Raw genomic sequence first — 19,388 nt, 5'->3', positions numbered from 1 at the left:
TTACCCTTTAACGAAGCAGAATGAGGGCCCAGAAGCCCGCCGTGAGAAGAATGCCGAGCAGCGGCGCGAGAATGGACCACGTCTTGTTCGTGTCGAGTTCGTAACCGGCACCGATGTCCATGACGAAATGGCGAAGGCCGCTCATCATGTGTGAAAAGAAAGCCCAGCTGAGGCCCACCAGCACGACCATACCCAATGGCGAGCCCATGACCGTCTGGAAGGTCGCGTACGCATCCGGACCGGCTGCCATTGCGCCCAGCCACCAGAGCAGGACGGCCAGGCCGACCAGGGCGAGACCATCGCCGGTTACGCGATGGAGGATGGAGATCGCCATGTGCGGTCCCCATTTCCAGATTTGCAGATGTGGTGCGATCGGGCGGTTGGCCATCATTCTCGTCCGGTTGGATAATTTGAAGGCCTTCCCTTAGCGAAGCTGACGCGTGGCGCAAGGATGGCAATGCGGCTTTCCCTTCGATACAGCGGCGTAATGACTACCATCCTCCTTACAGGTTCCTCCCGCGGCATCGGCGCCGCTGCCAAGGCATCGCTCGAAGCACGCGGTGCGAAGGTTATCGGTCAGGCGACGTCGAGCAAGGCTGTCGACACCGTCCCTGCAGATTTCTGCGAGCCGGGTGCTCCGCACGAATTGTGGGAGGCCGCGCTCGCCAGGACTGGCGGCGAAATCGACGTCCTGATCAACAATGCTGGTCTTTTCGATCCGAACCCGCTCGATAGTTCGGATATCGAATGGCTCGACGCATGGGAGGACACCATGCGGATCAACCTGACCGCTTCGGCGCAGTTGAGCCGGTTTGCAGTCAAACACTGGCAGGAACGCGGCTTTTCCGGCCGCATCGTTCACGTCGCCAGCCGAGCGGGCCATCGCGGAGATTCGCCTGCCCACTGGCATTACGCCGCGAGCAAGGGGGGGATGCTGGCCATGCACAAGACCATCGCCCGCCAATATGCGCATCAGGGTATCCTCAGCTTTGCCATCACACCCGGATTTACGGATACTGCGATGGCGGGCGATTACCTCGAGAGCCGTGGCGGTGCAGGCCTTCTTGCCGATATTCCTCTTGGCCGGGTAGCCGAACCCGAAGAAATGGCGCGGATCATAACCTTTTGCGCGCTTGATGCTCCTGCAAGCATGACGGGAGCTACACTCGACGCCAACGGAGCCAGCTATGTTCGCTAGATTGCTACCAGCGCTGTTGCTTGCCGGCTGTGCTGCGCCCCCCACGCCCGATGCCGTGTCGATGCCAAGCCTGGCGGCGGCCAACCTCGCGGACGCCTCGTTTTCCGAAAGCTGCGAAGACTGGGACGAGTGGGACAAGGCAGCCCCGCCCTTCCGAATTCTCGGCGATAGCTGGTACGTCGGCACCTGCGGGATTGCCGCAATCCTTGTTGCGAGCCCTCAAGGCCATGTTCTCATCGATAGCGGTACCGAGGCAGGTGGCGAACTGATCCTCGCAAATCTGCGCCGGATCGGCGTGGATCCAGAAGATGTTCGGTACATCCTCGCCAGCCACGAACATTTCGATCATGTCGGTGGGCATGCAATTCTCGCCAAGGCGACCGGTGCACAGATTATCGCCTCGCCCCTCGCAGCCCCTGTTCTCGAAAGCGGGATGGTTTCGGATGAGGACCCACAGGCGGATGCCGGTCATCCGGCTATGGCGCCTGTGAAAGTCGCCCGCATCATCCAGGATGGAGAGACCCTCACGCTGGGCGACATTGCCATTACCGCGCACGCCACCCCGGGCCACACACCCGGAGCCATGAGTTACACCTGGACCGCCTGCGCCTCCGATGACGAGCCGCCCGCCTGTCGTCGCATAGCCTATGTCGATAGCCTTTCACCCGTCTCGGCGGACAATTACCGCTTCAGCGACCACCCGCAGACCATTGCCGCTTTCCGCACGAGTATTTCCAAAGTGTCTCAATTGCCTTGCGACGAATTGCTGACGCCCCATCCCTCGGCCAGCAGCCTGATCGAGAAATTGCGCGACGGCACGCTCGGATCGCCGGGTCAATGTCAGCGTTATGCTGGCGCTCTCACTTCCGCACTGGACAAGCGCCTTAGCAAGGAACGTGCGGGTGGCTGATAGCTGGAAGATCGTTGCGGAAGTTTCCAAGGATGTCGCCAGGGCGGCATTGGTCGCGCACGAAGACGCGATCGACTGGCCGCCTGAATGGATCGTCACCGGCATGGAAGTGGCCGATGATCGCCCTGAAGAATGGACGGTCGAGGTCTATCTGGAACATAAGCCAAAGAAGGCTGAGCTCAGACGCGTCGCCGCCTTGTTCGATAGCGATGCACCAACCCTGGCGGTCGAGAAGGTGCCCGAAGCCGACTGGGTGACCGAAAGCCAAAAAGGCGTCGAGCCGATCCGCGCGGGCCGCTTCCACGTCCGCACGCCTGATCATCCCGCCGATGCGGGGATGGTGGATTTCGCCATTCCTGCCAGCCAGGCCTTCGGAACCGGGCAGCACCAGACCACCGCGGGCTGCCTCGCCATGCTCGACCTGATGAAGCGCGAAGGCGTGGTCGCCCGCAACCATGCCGATATCGGTACCGGCACAGGACTGCTGGCCTTTGCTGCCATGTATCTCTGGCCAGGCGCAACCGCCACCGCATCGGATATCGATCCGGTCTGCGCGGGCGTGGTGCGGGACAACATGGCGATGAACGGCATCGTCGAAGGCGACCGCGCAGGCGAGCTGATCATGGTCATCGCCGACGGAATGGACGACCCGCTGCTCAAGCTGCGCGGCCCGTACGACCTGTTCATTGCCAACATCCTTGCCGGACCGCTGGTCGAACTGGCGCCGTCCTTCGCTTCCGCCGTCACTCCAGGTGGCAATCTGCTGCTCGCAGGGTTGCTCGAAACGCAGGAAACACGCGTGCGGACCGCCTATCGCAAACTCGGATTTCGTCTTGGTCGCCGGTTGGTGAATGGTGACTGGTCGATATTGTGGCTGCGCAAAAGTCGCCACCGATGAAGCGCGCTGCGCGTGTCGGCGCGTGGGCACTGGCCGTGCTCATCGGCCTGTTCGTGCTGTTTCTTATGGCTGCATGGATCGGCAGCGCCATTCCGCGGAATTCGGGCTGGACCGAACCCGATAGCGGTATCGAAATCATGATCGAAACCAACGGCGTCCATACCGCAATCGTCATGCCGCTCGTCACACCGCAAAAGGACTGGCGAGCGGATTTTCCAGCCGGCGATGTAGACGATTTCCAGCGCCCCTATACGCATGTCTCGGTGAGCTGGGGGGAACGCGAGGTATTCCTCAACACGCCGACCTGGGCCGACATCACCGTGTCCACCGCCATAGGGGCGATCATCAGCGGCGACAGTCTGCTGCATGTCGCCCATTATGTGCGCCCGGCCCCCGGCGCGGATCTGCGTCCGCTTGTTATTTCTCCAAGCCAATATGCCCGGCTCGTCGCCGCTGTCGAACGCCAGATCGTCCCACCGGACAAGCGCACTTTGTATCACGGGTATTTCGGGAATGACGTTTTTTACGACGCGCCCGGCACTTATCACCTCGGCAACACCTGCAACCAGTGGACCAGCGACACCTTGGCCACCGCCGGTATTCGCGTGGGCCTGTGGACGCCGCTCGAAGGTGGCGTCATGAAATGGATACCCGAACCGTTGCAGGCCGGTTCGCGGTAGCAATCGGTTCAGTCAGCCCCGCCTTCTTCTGGCATTCGCCTGTCCACATCTCGATCCTCGGCGATTGTCGTATCGTAGTTCACCACCGCGCGCACGACCTCCTGCATCATCGCCATGCGTTCCGGAATGGACACCCGCGTGCGGGCGATCATGACAGCAATGGCATAGGTCCGCCCGTCAGGCGATGTGAACAGCCCGATGTCGTTATATCCGGACTGCTCCCCGTCATAGACCTGACCCGTTCCGGTCTTGTGGCGGACGATCCAGTCTTGCGGTGCACCGGCCTTGAGGCGTTGAGGGCCGCTCTTCGTGCGCGACATCGTGGCCAGAAGCAATGCGGTAGACGGGCCGGAAAGTAGTTTTCCCTCGTGCAGGCGGGCCAGCGCCTCCACGATGGCAACCGGCGGGGCACCATCGATCGGATCGGCAAGATAGGCCTCGAACGCATTGCTGCGCCTCTGGCCGGGCACCTGTTCGCGCGCATCGAAGAAGGCAGCTCCCTTCGAGTAGGCTTGCGTCCACGTCAGCCCCGCAATGCCGCTCTGCTTCGTCCGTTCGTCGGTACCGAAACGGATGCTGGACAGTCCATGATCGTCGAGGAACTTCTGCACCACATCCGGTCCGCCGACGCGGCGCAGGATGCGGTCGTTGGCCGTATTGTCACTATGGGTGATGGCCCGTTCGATCAGATCGGCATAATCGGTCGTAAAACTACCTCGCCGGCGAACGATGTCGCGGATCGGCTGGTGGAAGACGGTCAGGTCCGGATCACGGATTTCGACCTTCTCGGTCAATTCGAGCTGCCCCGCATCGACCTCGCCGAGAGCAGTCAGCGTGACCCAGAGCTTGCTCACGCTCTGCTGAGGGAAAAGCTGAAGGCCGTTGAAATGAAGCGTCCTGCGTGCAGCAATGTCGCGCACGGCAATGCCTACATGGCCGGGAAATGTACCACCGATACGGCTGATTTCTCGGTCCAGCTCGCGCTGTTCAGGTGTCATCGGGGCCGGTCGGACCTCGTCTGCCGCCTGTTCGACAAGCGGATCGCCATCGACTTCCGGATGGCTGCGCGGTGTCCACACCAGGATCAGCGCCAGCAGCATGACGGGAACGGCGAAAATTATAAACCGGAATGATGCGCTCACCCCGGTTCAACGCAGTGCTGACAGCTTGTTCCTGAATCAGCGATTTAGCGCTTCCTCCAGCGTTATCAGTGCCTCCGTAGCAAAAGCTTCCATGTTGGCGATCCGGTCGTCCCTTCCGGTTTCGATTACCCGCGCGAGCTCGAAACCATCCGGCCCCGCCACTGCGGAACAGCTCCTCCCGGCCGGCGCGCCGCTTGGGTGGTTCGATCCGCCGACCGAACCGCTTTCGGCCAGGCCCCACTCCGCTCCGAAATTGTCCCGAATGGCGCGCGCCTGAAGCAGCGCATAGTCCTCGCTCGCCCCGCGCATTCCGTCATAGGCATCACGCGGAAGATCGAAGAGCACGTCGCGCGCGCGAAAGGAATACACCACCCCGCCCCCGACGAAGAAATCGAGCGCCCCCGGAACGGTGAGTATCGACGCGGCGATCAACCCGCCTGTTGCGCCATCGGCGACCGCGATTTTCTCACCACGTTTGCGCAGCAGTCCGGCTATGCGGAGCACCCGCGGCTGGATAGCTGCCAGCACCTACTCGGCCGCCTTGACGATGTCGGCCCACGCCGCCTCGTCGATCACTTCGATACCAAGGTCAGCGGCCTTTTTGAGCTTACTGCCCGCGCCCGGGCCAGCCACGAGCAGGTCGGTCTTTGCACTGACCGATCCGCTGGCCTTGGCTCCAAGACGTTCGGCCTGTGCCTTTGCCTCATCCCGGCTCATGGTTTCCAGTTTCCCGGTAAAGACAACTGTCTTGCCGTTGACCGGACTATCCCGGGTTTCGACGACATAGCGAGGCGGCGCTACTTGCGAGAGGATATCGTCCCACACCGCCTTGTTATGATCTTCATGGAAAAAATCGCCGAGCGCCTCGACAACCGCACTGCCGATACCATCGATGGAAACGAGCGAAACCAGCGCGTCCTCATCACCCGCATGAGCCTTCTCCGCCGTACTGCGCAGCGCGGGCAATTCGTGAAAGTTCTTCATCAGATCGCGCGCGGTCACCGACCCGACGTGGCGAATTCCCAGTCCAAACAACAGGCGCGCGGCATCGGGCTCCCTGCGGGCTTCCACAGAAGCCAACAGGTTGTCCACAGACCGCTCCTTCCAGCCGTCGAGGGCTAGAATATCGGCGCGCCGGTCTTTTAGCCGGAAGATGTCGGCCGGGCTTTCCAGCCAGCCAAGTGCAAAGAACTGATCGATCGTCTTTTCGCCCAGCCCGTCGATGTCGAGCGCCCCACGACTGACAAAGTGTTTCAATCTTTCCGTACGTTGCGCAGGACAGATAAGGCCGCCGGTGCAGCGCACGTCGACTTCACCTTCTTCCGCCACCGCCTCGCTGCCACACTCGGGGCAGCGGTCGGGAAATTTGAACGGTGTGCGCTTTTCGTCCCGGGTCAGATTATCCACAAGCTGTGGAATAACGTCTCCTGCACGCTGCACGACCACGCGGTCGCCGGGACGTACGCCCAGGCGCTCGATCTCGTCGCGATTGTGAAGCGTGACATTGGTAACCGTCACGCCGCCGACCAATACCGGTGCAAGACGCCCGACCGGTGTCAGCTTGCCCGTGCGTCCGACCTGGATATCGATGTTTTCCAGCGTGGTCTCCGCCCGTTCGGCAGGAAACTTATGTGCCAGCGCCCAGCGCGGGGCTTTCGCAACAAAGCCGAGCCGCTGCTGGTAATCTAGCCGGTCCACCTTGTAGACGACGCCATCGATTTCATACGGAAGTTCAGGTCGCGCTTCGCCGATGGCCTCATAACTGCCCAGTAGTCCTTGCGTATCCTCCACGCGACGAAACAGCGCAGATACCGGGAAACCCCATTCGCGTAACACGTCGACCACTTGCTGTTGCGTCGCTCCCGGCACAGCCGACGCTGCGCCCCAGCCATGCGCCCAGAACTTCAGCGGGCGCTTTGCCGTAACGGTAGCATCCTTTTGCCGTAGCGAGCCGGCCGCAGCATTGCGCGGGTTGGCGAAAAGCTTGCCGCCTGCCTCTTCCTGCGCCGCATTGAGGGCAAGGAAATCGGCCTTCGCCATGTAGACTTCACCGCGGACCTCGAAGACGTCGGGTACTTCGCCGGCAATCGATTGGGGAATGTCTGGAATGAAGGCGACATTGGGGGTCACGTCTTCCCCCACCTGACCGTCGCCGCGGGTGGCCGCGCGAACCAGAACGCCTTTCTCGTAACGGAGCGCGCATGACAGGCCGTCGATCTTGTCCTCCGCCGTGAACGCCAGCGGCGCGTCGTCCGCAAGCGACAGGAATCGACGAACGCGCGCGACCCAGTCTTCAACCTCTTGAGCACTGAAGGCATTATCGAGGCTCATCATGCGAACCTCATGTTTTACTTTGGAAAGCGGCGAGGAAGCGATGGCATGGCCGATCTTTCGGCTCGGAGAATCCTCCCGTACCAACTGCGGAAATGCGGCCTCCAGTTCGGCATTGCGCCGCACCAGCGCATCGTATTCCTGATCGGTTATCTCAGGCGCGTCCTCGGCATGGTAAAGTCGATCATGATGCGCAATCTGCTTGGCCAGCCGCATCAACTCGTTTGCGGCATCGGCCTCGGTGAGGTCTGGCGTCATCAGAAAACATACTCATCTTGAAAAAGGCAGGCCAGCAGTGGCAGCATTTTACACGCCTTCCAGCAGACGGTCGGCTTGCGCCCGCGCCTCGGGGGTTACTTCCGCGCCGCTTAACATCCGTGCGATCTCTTCCTTGCGTCCGGCTTCGTCCAGCAGGGCGACACCGGTCTTGGTCACGGTGCCATTTGAGCTTTTTGCGATCATGTAGTGCGTACGCCCCCGCGCCGCGACTTGCGGGCTATGCGTCACGGCAAGCAGCTGCCCGTCGGCTGAAAGGCGCGCCAGTCGCTCGCCGATCGCACTCGCAACCGCGCCGCCTACGCCGCGGTCGATCTCGTCGAAAATCACCGTGGCCGCACCGCCCTGCTCCGCCAGCGCGACCTTCAACGCCAGTATGAAGCGCGACAATTCGCCGCCGCTGGCAATCTTGTTGAGTGGCGCGAAATCAGCTCCCGGATTGGTTGCAATCAGGAATTCGACGGAATCCATTCCCGCAGCCCCCCATCTCTCCTCTGGCAACTCGGTAACCGCCGTTTTGAAACGCGCCGCATCGAGCTTGAGCGGAGCGAGTTCACGCGCCACCGCCTCGTCGAGCCGCAGTGCTGCAGCAACCCGTGTAGCATGCAACGCCTCGGCCTCGGCGCGATAGCGCTGGCCCGCGTCCTTTGCCGCAGCCTCCAGCGCATCCAGCTGCGCTTCCCCGCCTTCGATGCTTTCCAGCCGGCTGCGCATCTCGCGCATCTTGGCGGGCAGTTCATCCACCTCGCAGCGATGTTTTCGTGCGATTGCACGCAATTCGAACAAACGGGTTTCCGCTGCGTCAAGCGCAGCAGGATCGTGAACCAGTGCTTCCGCGGCGGCTGAGAGCTTGTCTTCTGCTTCACCCGCTTCGATCACCGCACGGTCCAGCGCTCCGAGCGCCTCTGTAAGCAACGGGTGCTCCGGGGCTATGCGGTCGAGCCGCCGCGCGGCTACGCGCAAAGCCGCTAGGGGTGAATCCGACCCCTCCCAGATGTGCCGCAATTCGTCGAGATCGCCCGACAGCTTCTCGCCTTTCTGCATGTCCGCGCGCGTTTCGGCCAGCCGCGCTTCTTCGCCAGCCTGCGGTTCGAGCGCCGTCAGTTCAGCAAGGTGGGCCAGTAGGAGGTCCTGGTCGGCCTTCGCGGCCTCGACCGCCTCTCGTGCCTCTGCCAGTGCGTCTTCGGTGGTGCGCCATTTCGACCATGCCGCTGCCACACGCCCGGCATCACCGCCCGCGAACCGGTCCAGCAAGGCCCGGTGACCGCGCGGGTTCACGAGGCCGCGATCGTCGTGCTGGCCGTGCAGTTCGACGAGATACCCGGCCATTTCCCGCAGCAAGCCGACACTGGCCGACTGATCGTTGACGAAGGCTTTGCTCTTCCCATCCGCCTTGATCTGGCGACGCACGATCAGCGGCTCACCTTCCTCAAGTTCGATGTCGGCATCGTCCAGCAATTGCACCAGACCGCCCGGCAGGCTGTTGAATTCGAAACTGGCCGAAACGCTGGCCTTGTCCTCGCCGCCCCGAACCAACCCGCTATCCGCACGATTGCCCAGCACCAGACCAAGCGCGTCGAGCAGGATCGACTTGCCTGCCCCGGTTTCGCCCGTCAGCACGCCCAGCCCCCGACCGAAGGCGAGATCGAGGGCTTCGATCAGGACGATGTTGCGGATGGATAGCCGGGTCAGCATGCAGGCACCTCCTAGCGGCTGCCGCGAGCCGAGTCAGCAGGGCACGCACGCCAATCGACACCCTTTCGATGCCTGACCGATGTAAACGGCGCATGAGCTTTTGCCCTGCTTGCCACTGATGAGCGATCCTGCCGGTTGGGACGGCTTGTACGGCCAAGCGGATCGCGCGCTGTATCGAGCGAAGAATGATGGCCGCAACCGCGTGCGGTCCCACAAGATCGAAGCGAAGCCGAGTTACAAACCGAAGAGACCCAAACCGAAAGCCCGGCTTGGCTGAATGGATCAGCTCGGCGTCACGCCTGCTGCGTGATCCTGCACCAGATCATACGCCTTGTCGTACCATTCCGTGCCCGGGTAGTTCGCACCCAGCACCGCCGCATACTTCACCGCTTCGTCCGGAATACCCAGCGCGAGGCTGGTTTCCGTGAGACGGTACAGCGCTTCGGGCGCGTGGCTCGTAGTCTGGTAATTGTCGACTACGTTCTGGAAGCGGATCTGTGCGGCAATCCAGCGGCCAGCCCGTTCGTAATGGCGGCCGATTTCCATTTCCTTGCCCGCCAGATGGTCGCGCACGAGGTCGATCTTGAGACGTGCATCGGACGCATAATCGGAATTGGGGAACCGACGATCGATTTCCTGCAGCGCCGTCAGCGCCTGTTCGGTCACCTTCTGATCGCGCTGCACATCGCTGATCTGTTCGTAGTAGCTCAGCGCGATCAGATAGAAGGCATACGGCGCATCCTTGTTACCCGGATGGATCTGGAGGAAACGCTGCGCCGACTGGATCGCCTTGTTGTAATCTTTGGCCACATAATAGCTGAACGAGCTCATCAGCTGTGCCCGGCGGGCCCATGGCGAATAGGGATGCTGGCGTTCCACCTCGTCGAACAGGGCCGCCGCAAGAGTCGCCTGGCCACTGTCGAGCCGCCGCTTTGCCTCGCCATACAGCGATTCCACGTCGCGAGCGACATAGGAAGTATCGGCTGGGCCGCTGCTGCGGCCGGCGCAGGCCGCGGTCATCAGAGACGCGCCTGCAAGCGCGGTGCCGAGAATGAGCTTCGTCGTGGAACGGGTCTGGTTCGTCATGGGTAGCAGCCTATAGCCACCGCCCCCATGAACGCCAAGTGAAGTTAGCAGCCCTGTCCCCCGGCAGCAGCCACTATCGTCATCCAACGGCAGGCTGGTCCCAATCCCGGCGCGCGATTTCTTCCGGAGCGTCCCACAGCAGGTGGCGATGTTCCAGCATCACCAGATTGGCACTCCGGATGACTTCGCCCTTAGTGCGATAGCCCAGAAGCTGTTCGGCCTGAGTATCGGGATTGTTGGTCAGCACGCGCAATTCTTCCGACGTGAAATCGCTCAATCCGCGTGCACGCTCGATACCCTTGCTGTCGTAGATATGCAGCACATCACCGCGCGTGAAATCGCCGGTCATCGAGATGACATCCTGCCGGCGAATCGGCCGATCCCCACTCAACGCCGCGGCGATCGCATCCGAAATCACGATGCTACCCGCCATTTGCAGCCGGTTGGCGATCCAGCTGTCCCAGCCGGACAACGGGTTGGGATGCGGCAGGATCTTGGTCGACCGGCGCGATCCATTGAGCACTTCGGAAACCGGATGGTCTACCTCGCCCTGCGCGATCCAGGTGGTGACGCCTGCCTCCTGCGCCATATTGGCGGCTAGAAGTTTGGTTTCCATGCCGCCGGTGCCAAGCGTGCTCTTGCCCTTGGTCGCGTCCATATACATGCCCACGTCCTCGACCTCGGGCACGAACTGCGCCTCGGGATCGTCGGGATTTCGGTCATACAGACCATCGACACTGGTCAGGATGACGAAATCGTCAGCCCCGACCATCTGCGCGACCTTCGCTGCCAGCCGGTCGTTGTCGCCCACGCGAATTTCTTCCGTGGTGATCGAATCGTTCTCGTTCACGATCGGAACGACATCGGATTCAAGCAGGCGGTGCACGGTGTTGCGAGTGTTGAGGAAGCGGCGGTGGTCCTCGAAATCGCCCAGCGTCAAAAGGACCTGTGCGATATCGAAACCGAATTCGTGCCCCACCTGCTTATAGGCGTTGAGCAGCAAGGGCATTCCACAGGCGGCAGCCGCCTGTTTGTCGGAAACACCGGCGCTTTCGGGCGTTTCACCGATAATACGCAGACCCAACGCCACCGAACCGGAGGAGCAGAGAATGACGTTGCTACCCTGCGCCCGCAATTGTGCGATATCTTCCAGCAGGCGCTGGAGGAAACCATAACGCGGCGTGAGGAGTTCCTGGTTGGCAAGAAGGGCCGAACCGATTTTGACGACAATGGTAGGTTTTTTAGTCATGTTCCCAAATATTGCGCAGCCTTGAAATTTTCTGAAAAGAATATAGATCGTAATGGTGCGGCGCACAACCGGATTTTTGAAAATATCCATACGTCGTTGATAAATAGGTATTCTCCAGTTTAGCCGCTTAACGCTCAAATAATTCGACACGAACACAAAGTATAAGACACATTTAAATAGAGCCGTGACGCTCGGAAACGGAATTTAGACATTACAAAAACAGTTTGCATTGTCGGCTGCGGGAAAATGGGTTCCGCTTTACTGTCCCAATGGGTCAACGGCCCCGAAGCCATCACAGTGGTGGACCCCGCCGGCAGCGACGTTCCCGACGGTGTCGCGCTCGTCACCGATCGTTCGGAAATCGCGGATGACCAGTTCGATTGCATCATTGCCGCTGTAAAGCCGCAGTTGATTGACGACATTCTGGCAGATTACGTGAGCAACCTGGCCGCCGGCGGTTACGTGTTATCGATTGCTGCAGGCTATTCGGCCGCACGCCTGTCAAAGCTCATGGGCGATGCACCCGTCATTCGCACGATGCCCAATCTGCCCGCTGCAATCGGTCGCGGGGTCAGTGGAATTTGCCCCGGCCCGCACGCAAGCGATGACCACCTTGCCCATGCGCAGGATTTCATGAGCCGAGCCGGGTCGACCGTGACGGTCGATAGCGAAGATAAGCTGGACCGGGTGACCGCCGTTGCAGGCTCGGGCCCGGGCTACGTGTTCGAAATTGCCCGCGCCTATGCGGAAGCCGCCATGAAACAGGGCTTTACCGAAGACGAAGCGCGCGAAATGGTTCTCGGCACCATTGGCGGCGCGATCGCAATGGCCAGCGAACCGGGCGCCCCAAGCTTGGAAGAACTGCGCAATTCCGTCACCAGCAAGGCCGGAACGACTGCCGCCGGCCTTGATGCGCTCAATGGCGATGGTGGCCTTTCCACCCGCCTCCATGATACGTTGCAGGCAGCTTACGACCGGGCGGTAGAGTTGCGCTGACCTTCAGCGCCTCCCGTTCCGAATACAAGACAAGAGAGAAACTATGACCGACCAAGCACTTGATCCGCAAATTCACATTCACGAACTTGGCCAGCGCGCTCGCAAGGCCGCTCGCGGCCTCCTGTCGGCCACCACAGACGCAAAGAACAATGCTCTGCGCGAAGCGGCAAAGGCCCTTCGGACCCGCAAGAGCGAACTGCTCGAAGCCAATGCAGAAGATGTGAAGAGTGTCGAAGGCAAAAAGCCCGACAGTTTCATCGACCGGCTGCGTCTGACCGACGACCGGATCGACGGCATGGCCGGTGCGCTGGAAGAAATCGCCGAACTGCCCGACCCCGTTGGTCGCGAGCTTGCGACGTTCGAACGACCCAACGGCTTGTCCATCGAACGTGTCGCCGTGCCGATAGGTGTGATCGGCATGATTTACGAAAGCCGCCCCAATGTCGGGGCCGATGCCAGCGCGCTCTGCCTCAAGTCTGGCAATGCAGTCATCCTGCGCGGCGGCAGCGAAAGCCGCAACTCCACACGCGTGATCGTCGAATGCATGCGCGCCGGGCTGAAGGCAGCCGGTCTCCCCGAAGACGCCGTCCAAACCGTTGGCACGACCGACCGCAATGCCGTCGCCGCGCTTCTGAAAGCCGACGAATTCGTCGACTTGGTAATTCCTCGCGGCGGGCGTGGACTCGTCGAACTGGTGAGAGATCAGGCCAGCGTCCCCACCCTCCTCCACCTCGACGGGAACTGCCACAGCTACGTGCATTCGGCCGCCGACGTCGACAAGGCGGTCAAGGTCGTCCGCAATGCGAAGCTTCGCCGCACAGGCGTATGCGGCGCAACGGAAAGCGTCGTGGTCGATCGGTCCGTGGCGGAAGCATTCATTCCCAAATTCGCCGATGCAATGGCCGGCGATTGCGAGTTACGCGGCGATGCCGACGCCGTCGCAATCGACGATCGCCTCAAGCCGGCGACCGAGGAAGACTGGAGCACTGAATATCTCGACCCCATCGCATCGGTGAAGATCGTCGATGGACTGGACGAAGGCATTGCTTGGGTGGAAGAACACTCCAGCCATCACACCGATGCCATCATCACCGAAGATGCTGATGCAGCACGTCAGTTCATGACATCGATCGATAGCGCCATCGTGATGCATAACGCGTCCACCCAATTTGCCGATGGCGGCGAATTCGGCATGGGCGCGGAAATCGGCATCGCGACCGGCAAGATGCACGCCCGCGGTCCTGTTGGCCTCGAGCAGCTGTGCAGCTTCAAGTACCTCGTCCACGGCGACGGCCAGACCCGTCCCTGATTCCGGGACGTTCGCGCTGCGGTAAAGGCCGCCCGATCACCGTATCGGGCTGCCCGCCACCACGGCCGGATCGATGACGTCCGGCGGTATTTCTACATGGACGGTTTCCGGCCGATAGACTTCTATCAGAGCCGGTGTGACGGGCGGGCTACCTGCGAACCATTCGGCGCCGTTCTCATTCGGCACATCCACAGATTGTCCGATTTGCTGCTGCGCGCCGCGAATTTCGGCCAGTCGGTGCGCGTTTTGGCCTTTCGTATCGATCATGCGATCCACGGGCCCGCCCTCGGCCATCGTCAATGCGACAGTCAGCAGGATACCGCCAGCCAGCATCAAGGCAAATTTCTTATCCATGGCAAATTGCCTTTGCGAATAATCGATTGATTTAGGTCAGCAGGAATTGGTCGCGAGGCGCTGCGTATTGGTTATGTCCTGATTGGTCCGTTCACGCACGTTGAACGCGCTTTCGTATCGCAAATCCAACCCGCTGCTGACGATGCTTGGCAGGATCTTGGGCGTGTAATGATAGGATACCTCGGCAAACATTACCGCTGTGCCCTCGGCAGCCCTGATCCGCGTTGTGGCAGGGCCCATTCCTGCAGCGAGGGAAGAATCATTTCGTCCCTTGTTCTGCAAACCGTAACGTGGGGCGACCGCGAGCGACCCGAAGCATCGTTGCCAATTTATCATCTGGCCGGCGTTGCCGCCGGTTTTGCCATTGGGTTGCAAGGAAGATAGGACCACCCGGCCATTGCTTGCAAAATCCAAGCCAGTTCCTGCCTGCGTAGCCCCGGCAAATACTTCGTAAATATCTGCCTCGTCGATTCCCGATCGTGCACGTCCGGCGTTGTCCGCCACCGTGATTGCAATCTGATTGATCCGCATGTGCGCCATCACCAAATTGATTATTTCCAGCCCGCCGAATAGCAGGGTGATGAAAATCGGGAGAGAGAAGGCGAATTCGGTAAGGGCCAAACCGCTTTCCGACAAACGGAGCCGGCGCAGAAAGCGCCGTGGCAAGATTGCTTCACGCATCATCACACACACACCGTTGGTGGTTTCTTCTGAACAGCGTAGGGCTGGTTCCGGATCGCACTGGTCGCGTTGATGGAATAGTTCGGCGATACGTCCAGAAATCGATGGATCGGAAACAGGCGGGGCATGGACAGGTTCACTTCATAGAACACGACATCGTCCGCGCCGCCGATATTATTGCGCCCCGCACTTGCATCGAAAGCCCCATTCTCGTTGAGGTCGATGAAGCAATCGCCCGGATCGTACTGCCCGTTGGAATTATAATCGGTCACGAGTTTCTCGCTTCGCCCGATGCTGGAAAAATCATAGAAGCTGCGCATGGTGATCTGATAGGTGGCATTGCGCGCCACCACGTCGGAGCGGGTCCTGATCGCGCAACCGATCTTCGCCTCGACGCTATCGCCGCTGCAGGCAAAACCCGGCGCCTCGAGCGAGCCCGTTCGCGATACATCGTTGAGCGCACCCTGCACCACTGAGCGAAGATAAGCCTGATAGCCGAGATCCAGACCACCCAGGAGGAAGAGCATCAGCGGGGTCAGGACGAAGGCAAACTCGATTATCGCCGCACCCTGCTCCTCCTTGCGGAGGCGTTTGAACAGCCCGATCATTGCGTTAGCCTCAGTGCGCCGATCTGGTTGCCGATCTCTCGGAACTTGGCGATCAGAGCCGTGCGGTTGGCGGCCGTGTCCGCCTGCCCCGGGCTGCTCGCGCAGCCGGTGAGATTGGAATTGAGCGCCGTGTCGAACCCGATGACCCAAACCGAGGTGTTCATATTCTTTGCCGCGTTGCACGCCATGCGAAAGCGCTGCTCGTGACGAGCGCGTAACTGGGCAGTGACGGAATTGCCCTGATCGTCGGACGTGCAGTTGGTTGCGCCTTTCACCCGCATATCGTTGCGCTCGACGCCGTAAGAGCCGTACACATTGCAGTAGGCAGTCTGGTCGCCGTCCGTCATGAAAATGACGTGGCGGTTGCACGGCATGCCGTTGTAGACATCGCAGCTATCGCCGAAGATCCCACCCGTGGAGATAAAGCGGGCGCCCCAGATCATGCCAATGTCGTGATAGGTGCCGCCTACGGTCTCCAGCCCTTTGACGTAGGTATCCAGAGCCGAGCGGTTCCACACCGCAAGACGGCGCGCTTCCGAAGGGCAGGCCCAGTAACCACTGCTGTAGGAATTGTTCATGATGGAGCCCGAAGTGGTTCCGATCGATGTCGATGTGCCTGAGGTGGTGCCGGCATTGCGGGTGTAGATGAGGTTGGGCACCATCGGTCGCCAGCGCGTCGCATCGCTGTTGGGTATCAGATCGATATTAAGATCGTTCGCGCCCGAGGGGATCGTCATGCTGGTGCCGCCATCGATGCTGGTCACCGTGTCGCGTTCCTCGATACATCCGTTCCAGGTCATGTCGGCAACGCTTCCACCGGTCACCGCGGCGGCAAGGTCCTTCAGATTGAACGGGCCGGGCGTGCTGGTTCTGCCGGTACCATCGGTTGCGAAGGTCAGCTTCCCGTTTGTCTTGAGATACTCAGTGACGTCATACTCTGTCTGCTGGTAGGTCCAGCTGCTGAACTGCCTCTTGCTGGTGTCGTAGGTTGTCGTTTCGAGGACCCTCCAACGACGACAACTTTGATTGCTGCCCGAGCGGTCGGATGCTCCGGTGTAGCCCCAGTTCTCGGACTGGACGTAGGCATCGCTCGATGACGTTCCCTGATATTTGACTGCAGTCGTCGCGGTCGGAGGAGGGCCACCACCCGGAACATCATCGGCATTCACATAATTCTGACACTGATTGTTGCTGATGGAACCGCTGTAATATTCCCATTGCCCACCACTCAGTGTCGGCGGCTTCGGCGCATAGTCATCGAACCTTGCCACGCGTGACGGCACCGTCGTGTTCTTGCGCATGTAGTTGGGGTTCTGCGCATAGACCAACCGCCCAACATTCACCGTGCTCGAATAAGGCACGACACCGTACCGCAGCCGCAGACCCTGCGCGGTCAGCTGCGTCTGGATCGGGGCGAGCTCGTCGTAGAGCGCCATCACCGCATCCTGCAGCGCCTCGATCTTGCGCGTGCCATCGACGGGATCGTTCATCGACCCCGTCACGTCCAGCACCAGCACGATATCCGTGTTCACGAAGTTGAGCGAGGCATCGCAGCTCACCGCCACCGGCAGCGTTTCGAAGCCGAACAGGCGCATGATCGCGGTCGGGATCGCGGTCGAGGCGTTCACCCGGATCACGCCCGCTTCCGGCCTGGTGATCACCGGGGTGAAGGCCTGCGCCCCGTACTGCCCCTGCGGGAAGTTGAACGTAAAGAACTCCTGCCCCGTATTGCGCACCGTATCGTTGAGGGAATCGTTCTTCATCACCCGCCGCGCGGCCAGCGAGGCGGCGTCGCAGGCGCTCTGCATCTTGCTCTTCGCCATATAGGCGCGGCTGAGGTCCACCCCGCTACCGATCATGATGGTCAGCGGGACCAGGCCCGCTCCGACTATCGCCAGCACGTTGCCTTTGTGGTCGTGCAGCAGCCGGGCCAGTAAACGACACAGGAATGCCATCGCATCACACTTTCGCAAAGCGGGGTATGTCGACGCATGATGCATCGCCCCGCCCGACCCCTATCCTGTTCCGGTTAAGAAAAGCCTATGTCGCTCGGTTAAGCGAACCTTACCGCGCCCGGCCCGCCTGCGGCCGCAACCGCGTGTAGGAGCGACCCGCGCGCCGATCCTATTTCCCTTTCCTACAGCTGTCCGCCTGGCCCATGCCCGCGCGCCCATCTTTCAGGAGAGCCCGCATGACCCGCCGCAAGGACCCCGCCGAAACCCGCATCCCCGTCGCCGCCGAAGACCTCCCCGCCTTCGACAGCGTCCCCGTCAAATACCGCCACGATGGCTGGACCCCGGCGCGCCAGAAAGCCTTCATCGGCGCCCTCGCCGATACCGGCAGCGTCAGCCGCGCCGCGCGCTACGTCAACATGAGCCCCGAAGGCGCCTATTACCTGCGCCGCCGCCCGGGCTCGGAAAGCTTCCGCCGCGCGTGGGAGGCCGCACTCGATCTCGGCGTGCAGCGGCTCAAGGACATCGCGTATGAACGCGCGATCGACGGCCAGCTCAGCCCCGTCTTCGTCGCCGGCAAGCTGAAAGGCTTCCGCCGCATCCGCAACGATCGCCTGCTGATGTTCTGCCTCCGGATGAACGCCCGCGACGAACGCGGCAAACGCCTCGCCGCCAGTTACTTCGACAGCGACGCCGCAAGGCTGCATGGGGGGACGGGCACGTCCTCAAGCAGCGTAGCGATAGGACAGACAGGACCGTCCTCAAGCAGCGTAGCGATAGGACAGACAGGAACATCCTCAAGCAGCGTAGCGATAGGACAGACAGGAACATCCTCGAGCAGCACCGCCCCGCTCCCGAACCCGAAACCCGTCCGCCTCGGCGTAAGCTACACCCTCCCCGCGCTTTCCCGTGCGGAAAAGGACGACATGAACGCCGCCATGGTCGAACATTTCGATCCGGTGGACATGAGCCTGGCAGAGATCGAGGCCATGCAGACCCAGCTCGCCGAAATTGCCCGCCGCAAGCGCGACGAGGAAGACGGCCCGCCCGATCACGCCATCGACACCCCCTTCACCCAGCTAACCAGCAGCGACTGGAAGGCGGCGGGAGAGCTGGAAGACCTGATCGAGGTCGAGGACGAACTGGAACAGTGGAACGAGGAGGAAGACCACTGGCGCGACAATCCGGGCCGGGAGTGAGGCGCCCCCTCCCGCCTTCAGGAGGGGCAGCGAGACTGGGCCGCATAGCGGTCTTAATCGCAGCGGGGTGGGTTGAGTGGGAGGAGGCCCGGCGCGACACTGAGGCCCGCCTCTCGGAAGCCCTCGACCGGGAACCGAGCTACGATTGAACCAGTGACCTGAAGCATCCGCTCTATATTGATACGGATGAGCAGCGGTTCGACGCCGGGGAGGAGGAGCCCATAACCCCGCCCAAATGGGCCGAGCGCGCGCCAGTGAAGAGGAGGGGGAGCCGGAACCGCCGGGAGCTCGGCGCTGACGGTCGCTCAAGGATGAGGGGTAGTGGTAGTGACCCCTCCAGTTTCTTTCGAGAGAACTTTTACTCGCGCCAATTGACAATCGAGAAACCACCTCCTTATCAATTCTCTCCGCAAGGAGGGGGCAACCCAATGGAATTAATCAATGAGTTTGGTAGCGAAATTATATCAGCAATAGTTGGAGCGATATTTGGCGCGACCGTCACTTTCAAGATAACAAAAAATAGCGACAAGAATACGGTCACACAAAAGCGCATCCGCGCAAAAGGCAATGTCGCGGGCCGCGACATTCGCGGGGAATAAGGGATAGGTCACGCTCAAGTGGGCTACTCGGAAAATCGTGTAAACCAGCGTGACATCACGGCTGACGGCGACGTCGTAGGCCGCGACAAGTACATAAATATTGACCGGCGCAAATCGCAGGTGGATGGTTGGTTAGAGAAGCTCAACAAGGAACTTTCTGAAAAGCCCGAATTCCGAGAGTTTGTGGACAGCCTTCAATATTACCTGAAGAAATACGAATATGAT

The 19,388-nt window shown here is 60.9% G+C and carries 20 protein-coding genes; 9 read left to right on the top strand and 11 right to left on the bottom strand.

Going from position 1 to position 19,388, the window contains the following annotated elements:
- Positions 1–7: 7 nt before the first annotated feature.
- Positions 8–388, bottom strand: coding sequence for a succinate dehydrogenase, cytochrome b556 subunit (gene sdhC, locus KYK83_RS09265; protein WP_103023826.1), 381 nt, complete (start codon positions 386–388; stop codon positions 8–10).
- Positions 389–487: 99 nt separating this feature from the next.
- Between sdhC and KYK83_RS09260 the strand changes: the two genes are divergently transcribed.
- The 4 genes from KYK83_RS09260 to KYK83_RS09245 are packed head-to-tail and all read left to right on the top strand — an operon-like array spanning position 488 to position 3,686.
- Positions 488–1,198 carry an SDR family NAD(P)-dependent oxidoreductase gene (locus KYK83_RS09260; RefSeq protein WP_222828018.1) on the top strand — a complete coding sequence of 237 codons (711 nt, stop codon included), beginning with the start codon at positions 488–490 and terminating at the stop codon, positions 1,196–1,198.
- Positions 1,188–2,108 (top strand): subclass B3 metallo-beta-lactamase, encoded by a 921-nt coding sequence (gene bla, locus KYK83_RS09255; RefSeq protein ID WP_222828017.1) that lies wholly within the window; start codon positions 1,188–1,190, stop codon positions 2,106–2,108. The genes KYK83_RS09260 and bla overlap by 11 nt, the downstream gene beginning before the upstream one ends.
- Positions 2,101–3,006, top strand: a complete 906-nt coding sequence (locus tag KYK83_RS09250) for a 50S ribosomal protein L11 methyltransferase (RefSeq protein ID WP_346729446.1) — start codon at positions 2,101–2,103, stop codon at positions 3,004–3,006. The genes bla and KYK83_RS09250 overlap by 8 nt, the downstream gene beginning before the upstream one ends.
- Positions 3,003–3,686: a DUF2459 domain-containing protein gene (locus KYK83_RS09245; RefSeq protein ID WP_222828015.1), complete on the top strand. Its 684-nt coding sequence runs from the start codon at positions 3,003–3,005 to the stop codon at positions 3,684–3,686. Before KYK83_RS09250 ends, KYK83_RS09245 begins: the two co-directional genes overlap by 4 nt.
- 8 nt (positions 3,687–3,694) lie before the next feature.
- On the opposite strand, the gene KYK83_RS09240 is transcribed toward KYK83_RS09245, so the two are convergent.
- The 6 genes from KYK83_RS09240 to proB form a co-directional block, all read right to left on the bottom strand.
- On the bottom strand, positions 3,695–4,828 hold the full coding sequence (locus KYK83_RS09240; RefSeq protein ID WP_346729445.1) for a serine hydrolase: 1,134 nt from the start codon (positions 4,826–4,828) through the stop codon (positions 3,695–3,697).
- A gap of 36 nt (positions 4,829–4,864) precedes the next feature.
- The gene (locus tag KYK83_RS09235; RefSeq protein ID WP_222828014.1) at positions 4,865–5,356 is read right to left on the bottom strand and encodes a CinA family protein; all 492 of its coding nucleotides are present in this window, start codon (positions 5,354–5,356) and stop codon (positions 4,865–4,867) included.
- Positions 5,357–7,417: an NAD-dependent DNA ligase LigA gene (gene ligA / locus KYK83_RS09230; RefSeq protein ID WP_222828013.1), complete on the bottom strand. Its 2,061-nt coding sequence runs from the start codon at positions 7,415–7,417 to the stop codon at positions 5,357–5,359.
- Positions 7,418–7,465: 48 nt separating this feature from the next.
- Positions 7,466–9,130: a DNA repair protein RecN gene (recN, locus tag KYK83_RS09225; RefSeq protein WP_222828012.1), complete on the bottom strand. Its 1,665-nt coding sequence runs from the start codon at positions 9,128–9,130 to the stop codon at positions 7,466–7,468.
- Between the two features lie 282 nt (positions 9,131–9,412).
- Positions 9,413–10,216 (bottom strand): outer membrane protein assembly factor BamD, encoded by an 804-nt coding sequence (locus tag KYK83_RS09220; RefSeq protein ID WP_103023675.1) that lies wholly within the window; start codon positions 10,214–10,216, stop codon positions 9,413–9,415.
- 79 nt (positions 10,217–10,295) lie between these two features.
- The gene (gene proB / locus KYK83_RS09215) at positions 10,296–11,465 is read right to left on the bottom strand and encodes a glutamate 5-kinase (RefSeq protein WP_222828011.1); all 1,170 of its coding nucleotides are present in this window, start codon (positions 11,463–11,465) and stop codon (positions 10,296–10,298) included.
- Positions 11,466–11,675: 210 nt separating this feature from the next.
- On the opposite strand from proB, the gene KYK83_RS17540 reads away from it, so the two are divergent.
- Together KYK83_RS17540 and KYK83_RS09205 are read left to right on the top strand one after the other, a co-directional pair.
- On the top strand, positions 11,676–12,461 hold the full coding sequence (locus tag KYK83_RS17540) for a pyrroline-5-carboxylate reductase family protein (protein WP_345725405.1): 786 nt from the start codon (positions 11,676–11,678) through the stop codon (positions 12,459–12,461).
- Positions 12,462–12,504: 43 nt separating this feature from the next.
- Positions 12,505–13,770: a glutamate-5-semialdehyde dehydrogenase gene (locus tag KYK83_RS09205; protein ID WP_222828010.1), complete on the top strand. Its 1,266-nt coding sequence runs from the start codon at positions 12,505–12,507 to the stop codon at positions 13,768–13,770.
- Positions 13,771–13,806: 36 nt separating this feature from the next.
- On the opposite strand, the gene KYK83_RS09200 is transcribed toward KYK83_RS09205, so the two are convergent.
- From KYK83_RS09200 to KYK83_RS09185, 4 genes are read right to left on the bottom strand one after another with little or no spacing between them, the layout of a single operon-like run.
- Positions 13,807–14,124, bottom strand: a complete 318-nt coding sequence (locus KYK83_RS09200) for a hypothetical protein (protein ID WP_222828009.1) — start codon at positions 14,122–14,124, stop codon at positions 13,807–13,809.
- A 36-nt stretch (positions 14,125–14,160) separates the two neighbouring features.
- A complete protein-coding gene (locus tag KYK83_RS09195) occupies positions 14,161–14,808 on the bottom strand; it encodes a TadE/TadG family type IV pilus assembly protein (protein WP_345725389.1) in 648 nt (215 codons plus the stop codon).
- Positions 14,808–15,413: a TadE/TadG family type IV pilus assembly protein gene (locus tag KYK83_RS09190; protein ID WP_222828008.1), complete on the bottom strand. Its 606-nt coding sequence runs from the start codon at positions 15,411–15,413 to the stop codon at positions 14,808–14,810. Before KYK83_RS09190 ends, KYK83_RS09195 begins: the two co-directional genes overlap by 1 nt.
- Positions 15,410–17,368 (bottom strand): Tad domain-containing protein, encoded by a 1,959-nt coding sequence (locus KYK83_RS09185; RefSeq protein ID WP_222828007.1) that lies wholly within the window; start codon positions 17,366–17,368, stop codon positions 15,410–15,412. The genes KYK83_RS09190 and KYK83_RS09185 overlap by 4 nt, the downstream gene beginning before the upstream one ends.
- A gap of 236 nt (positions 17,369–17,604) precedes the next feature.
- Between KYK83_RS09185 and KYK83_RS09180 the strand changes: the two genes are divergently transcribed.
- The 3 genes from KYK83_RS09180 to KYK83_RS09170 all read left to right on the top strand — a co-directional run.
- Positions 17,605–18,564 carry a hypothetical protein gene (locus KYK83_RS09180; protein ID WP_222828006.1) on the top strand — a complete coding sequence of 320 codons (960 nt, stop codon included), beginning with the start codon at positions 17,605–17,607 and terminating at the stop codon, positions 18,562–18,564.
- 428 nt (positions 18,565–18,992) lie between these two features.
- Positions 18,993–19,163 (top strand): hypothetical protein, encoded by a 171-nt coding sequence (locus KYK83_RS09175; RefSeq protein WP_222828005.1) that lies wholly within the window; start codon positions 18,993–18,995, stop codon positions 19,161–19,163.
- A gap of 18 nt (positions 19,164–19,181) precedes the next feature.
- A partial coding sequence (locus tag KYK83_RS09170; protein WP_222828004.1) for a hypothetical protein occupies positions 19,182–19,388 on the top strand: 207 nt, incomplete at its 3' end.

It is taken from the genome of Qipengyuania pacifica (assembly GCF_019857205.1).
Classification (GTDB): domain Bacteria; phylum Pseudomonadota; class Alphaproteobacteria; order Sphingomonadales; family Sphingomonadaceae; genus Qipengyuania; species Qipengyuania pacifica.
Note: the sequence above shows the minus strand (reverse complement) of the source record. Positions and strands in the feature narration are given on the sequence as shown.

What these genes read in the sequence shown, in the direction of transcription:
- sdhC (WP_103023826.1), bottom strand. Translation starts at nt 388, where the DNA reads ATGGCCAACCGCCCGATCGCACCACATCTGCAAATCTGGAAATGGGGA.
- KYK83_RS09260 (WP_222828018.1), top strand. Translation starts at nt 488, where the DNA reads ATGACTACCATCCTCCTTACAGGTTCCTCCCGCGGCATCGGCGCCGCT.
- bla (WP_222828017.1), top strand. Translation starts at nt 1,188, where the DNA reads ATGTTCGCTAGATTGCTACCAGCGCTGTTGCTTGCCGGCTGTGCTGCG.
- KYK83_RS09245 (WP_222828015.1), top strand. Translation starts at nt 3,003, where the DNA reads ATGAAGCGCGCTGCGCGTGTCGGCGCGTGGGCACTGGCCGTGCTCATC.
- ligA (WP_222828013.1), bottom strand. Translation starts at nt 7,417, where the DNA reads ATGACGCCAGACCTCACCGAGGCCGATGCCGCAAACGAGTTGATGCGG.
- recN (WP_222828012.1), bottom strand. Translation starts at nt 9,130, where the DNA reads ATGCTGACCCGGCTATCCATCCGCAACATCGTCCTGATCGAAGCCCTC.
- KYK83_RS09220 (WP_103023675.1), bottom strand. Translation starts at nt 10,216, where the DNA reads ATGACGAACCAGACCCGTTCCACGACGAAGCTCATTCTCGGCACCGCG.
- proB (WP_222828011.1), bottom strand. Translation starts at nt 11,465, where the DNA reads ATGACTAAAAAACCTACCATTGTCGTCAAAATCGGTTCGGCCCTTCTT.
- KYK83_RS09205 (WP_222828010.1), top strand. Translation starts at nt 12,505, where the DNA reads ATGACCGACCAAGCACTTGATCCGCAAATTCACATTCACGAACTTGGC.
- KYK83_RS09200 (WP_222828009.1), bottom strand. Translation starts at nt 14,124, where the DNA reads ATGGATAAGAAATTTGCCTTGATGCTGGCTGGCGGTATCCTGCTGACT.
- KYK83_RS09195 (WP_345725389.1), bottom strand. Translation starts at nt 14,808, where the DNA reads ATGATGCGTGAAGCAATCTTGCCACGGCGCTTTCTGCGCCGGCTCCGT.
- KYK83_RS09190 (WP_222828008.1), bottom strand. Translation starts at nt 15,413, where the DNA reads ATGATCGGGCTGTTCAAACGCCTCCGCAAGGAGGAGCAGGGTGCGGCG.
- KYK83_RS09185 (WP_222828007.1), bottom strand. Translation starts at nt 17,368, where the DNA reads ATGGCATTCCTGTGTCGTTTACTGGCCCGGCTGCTGCACGACCACAAA.
- KYK83_RS09180 (WP_222828006.1), top strand. Translation starts at nt 17,605, where the DNA reads ATGACCCGCCGCAAGGACCCCGCCGAAACCCGCATCCCCGTCGCCGCC.
- KYK83_RS09175 (WP_222828005.1), top strand. Translation starts at nt 18,993, where the DNA reads ATGGAATTAATCAATGAGTTTGGTAGCGAAATTATATCAGCAATAGTT.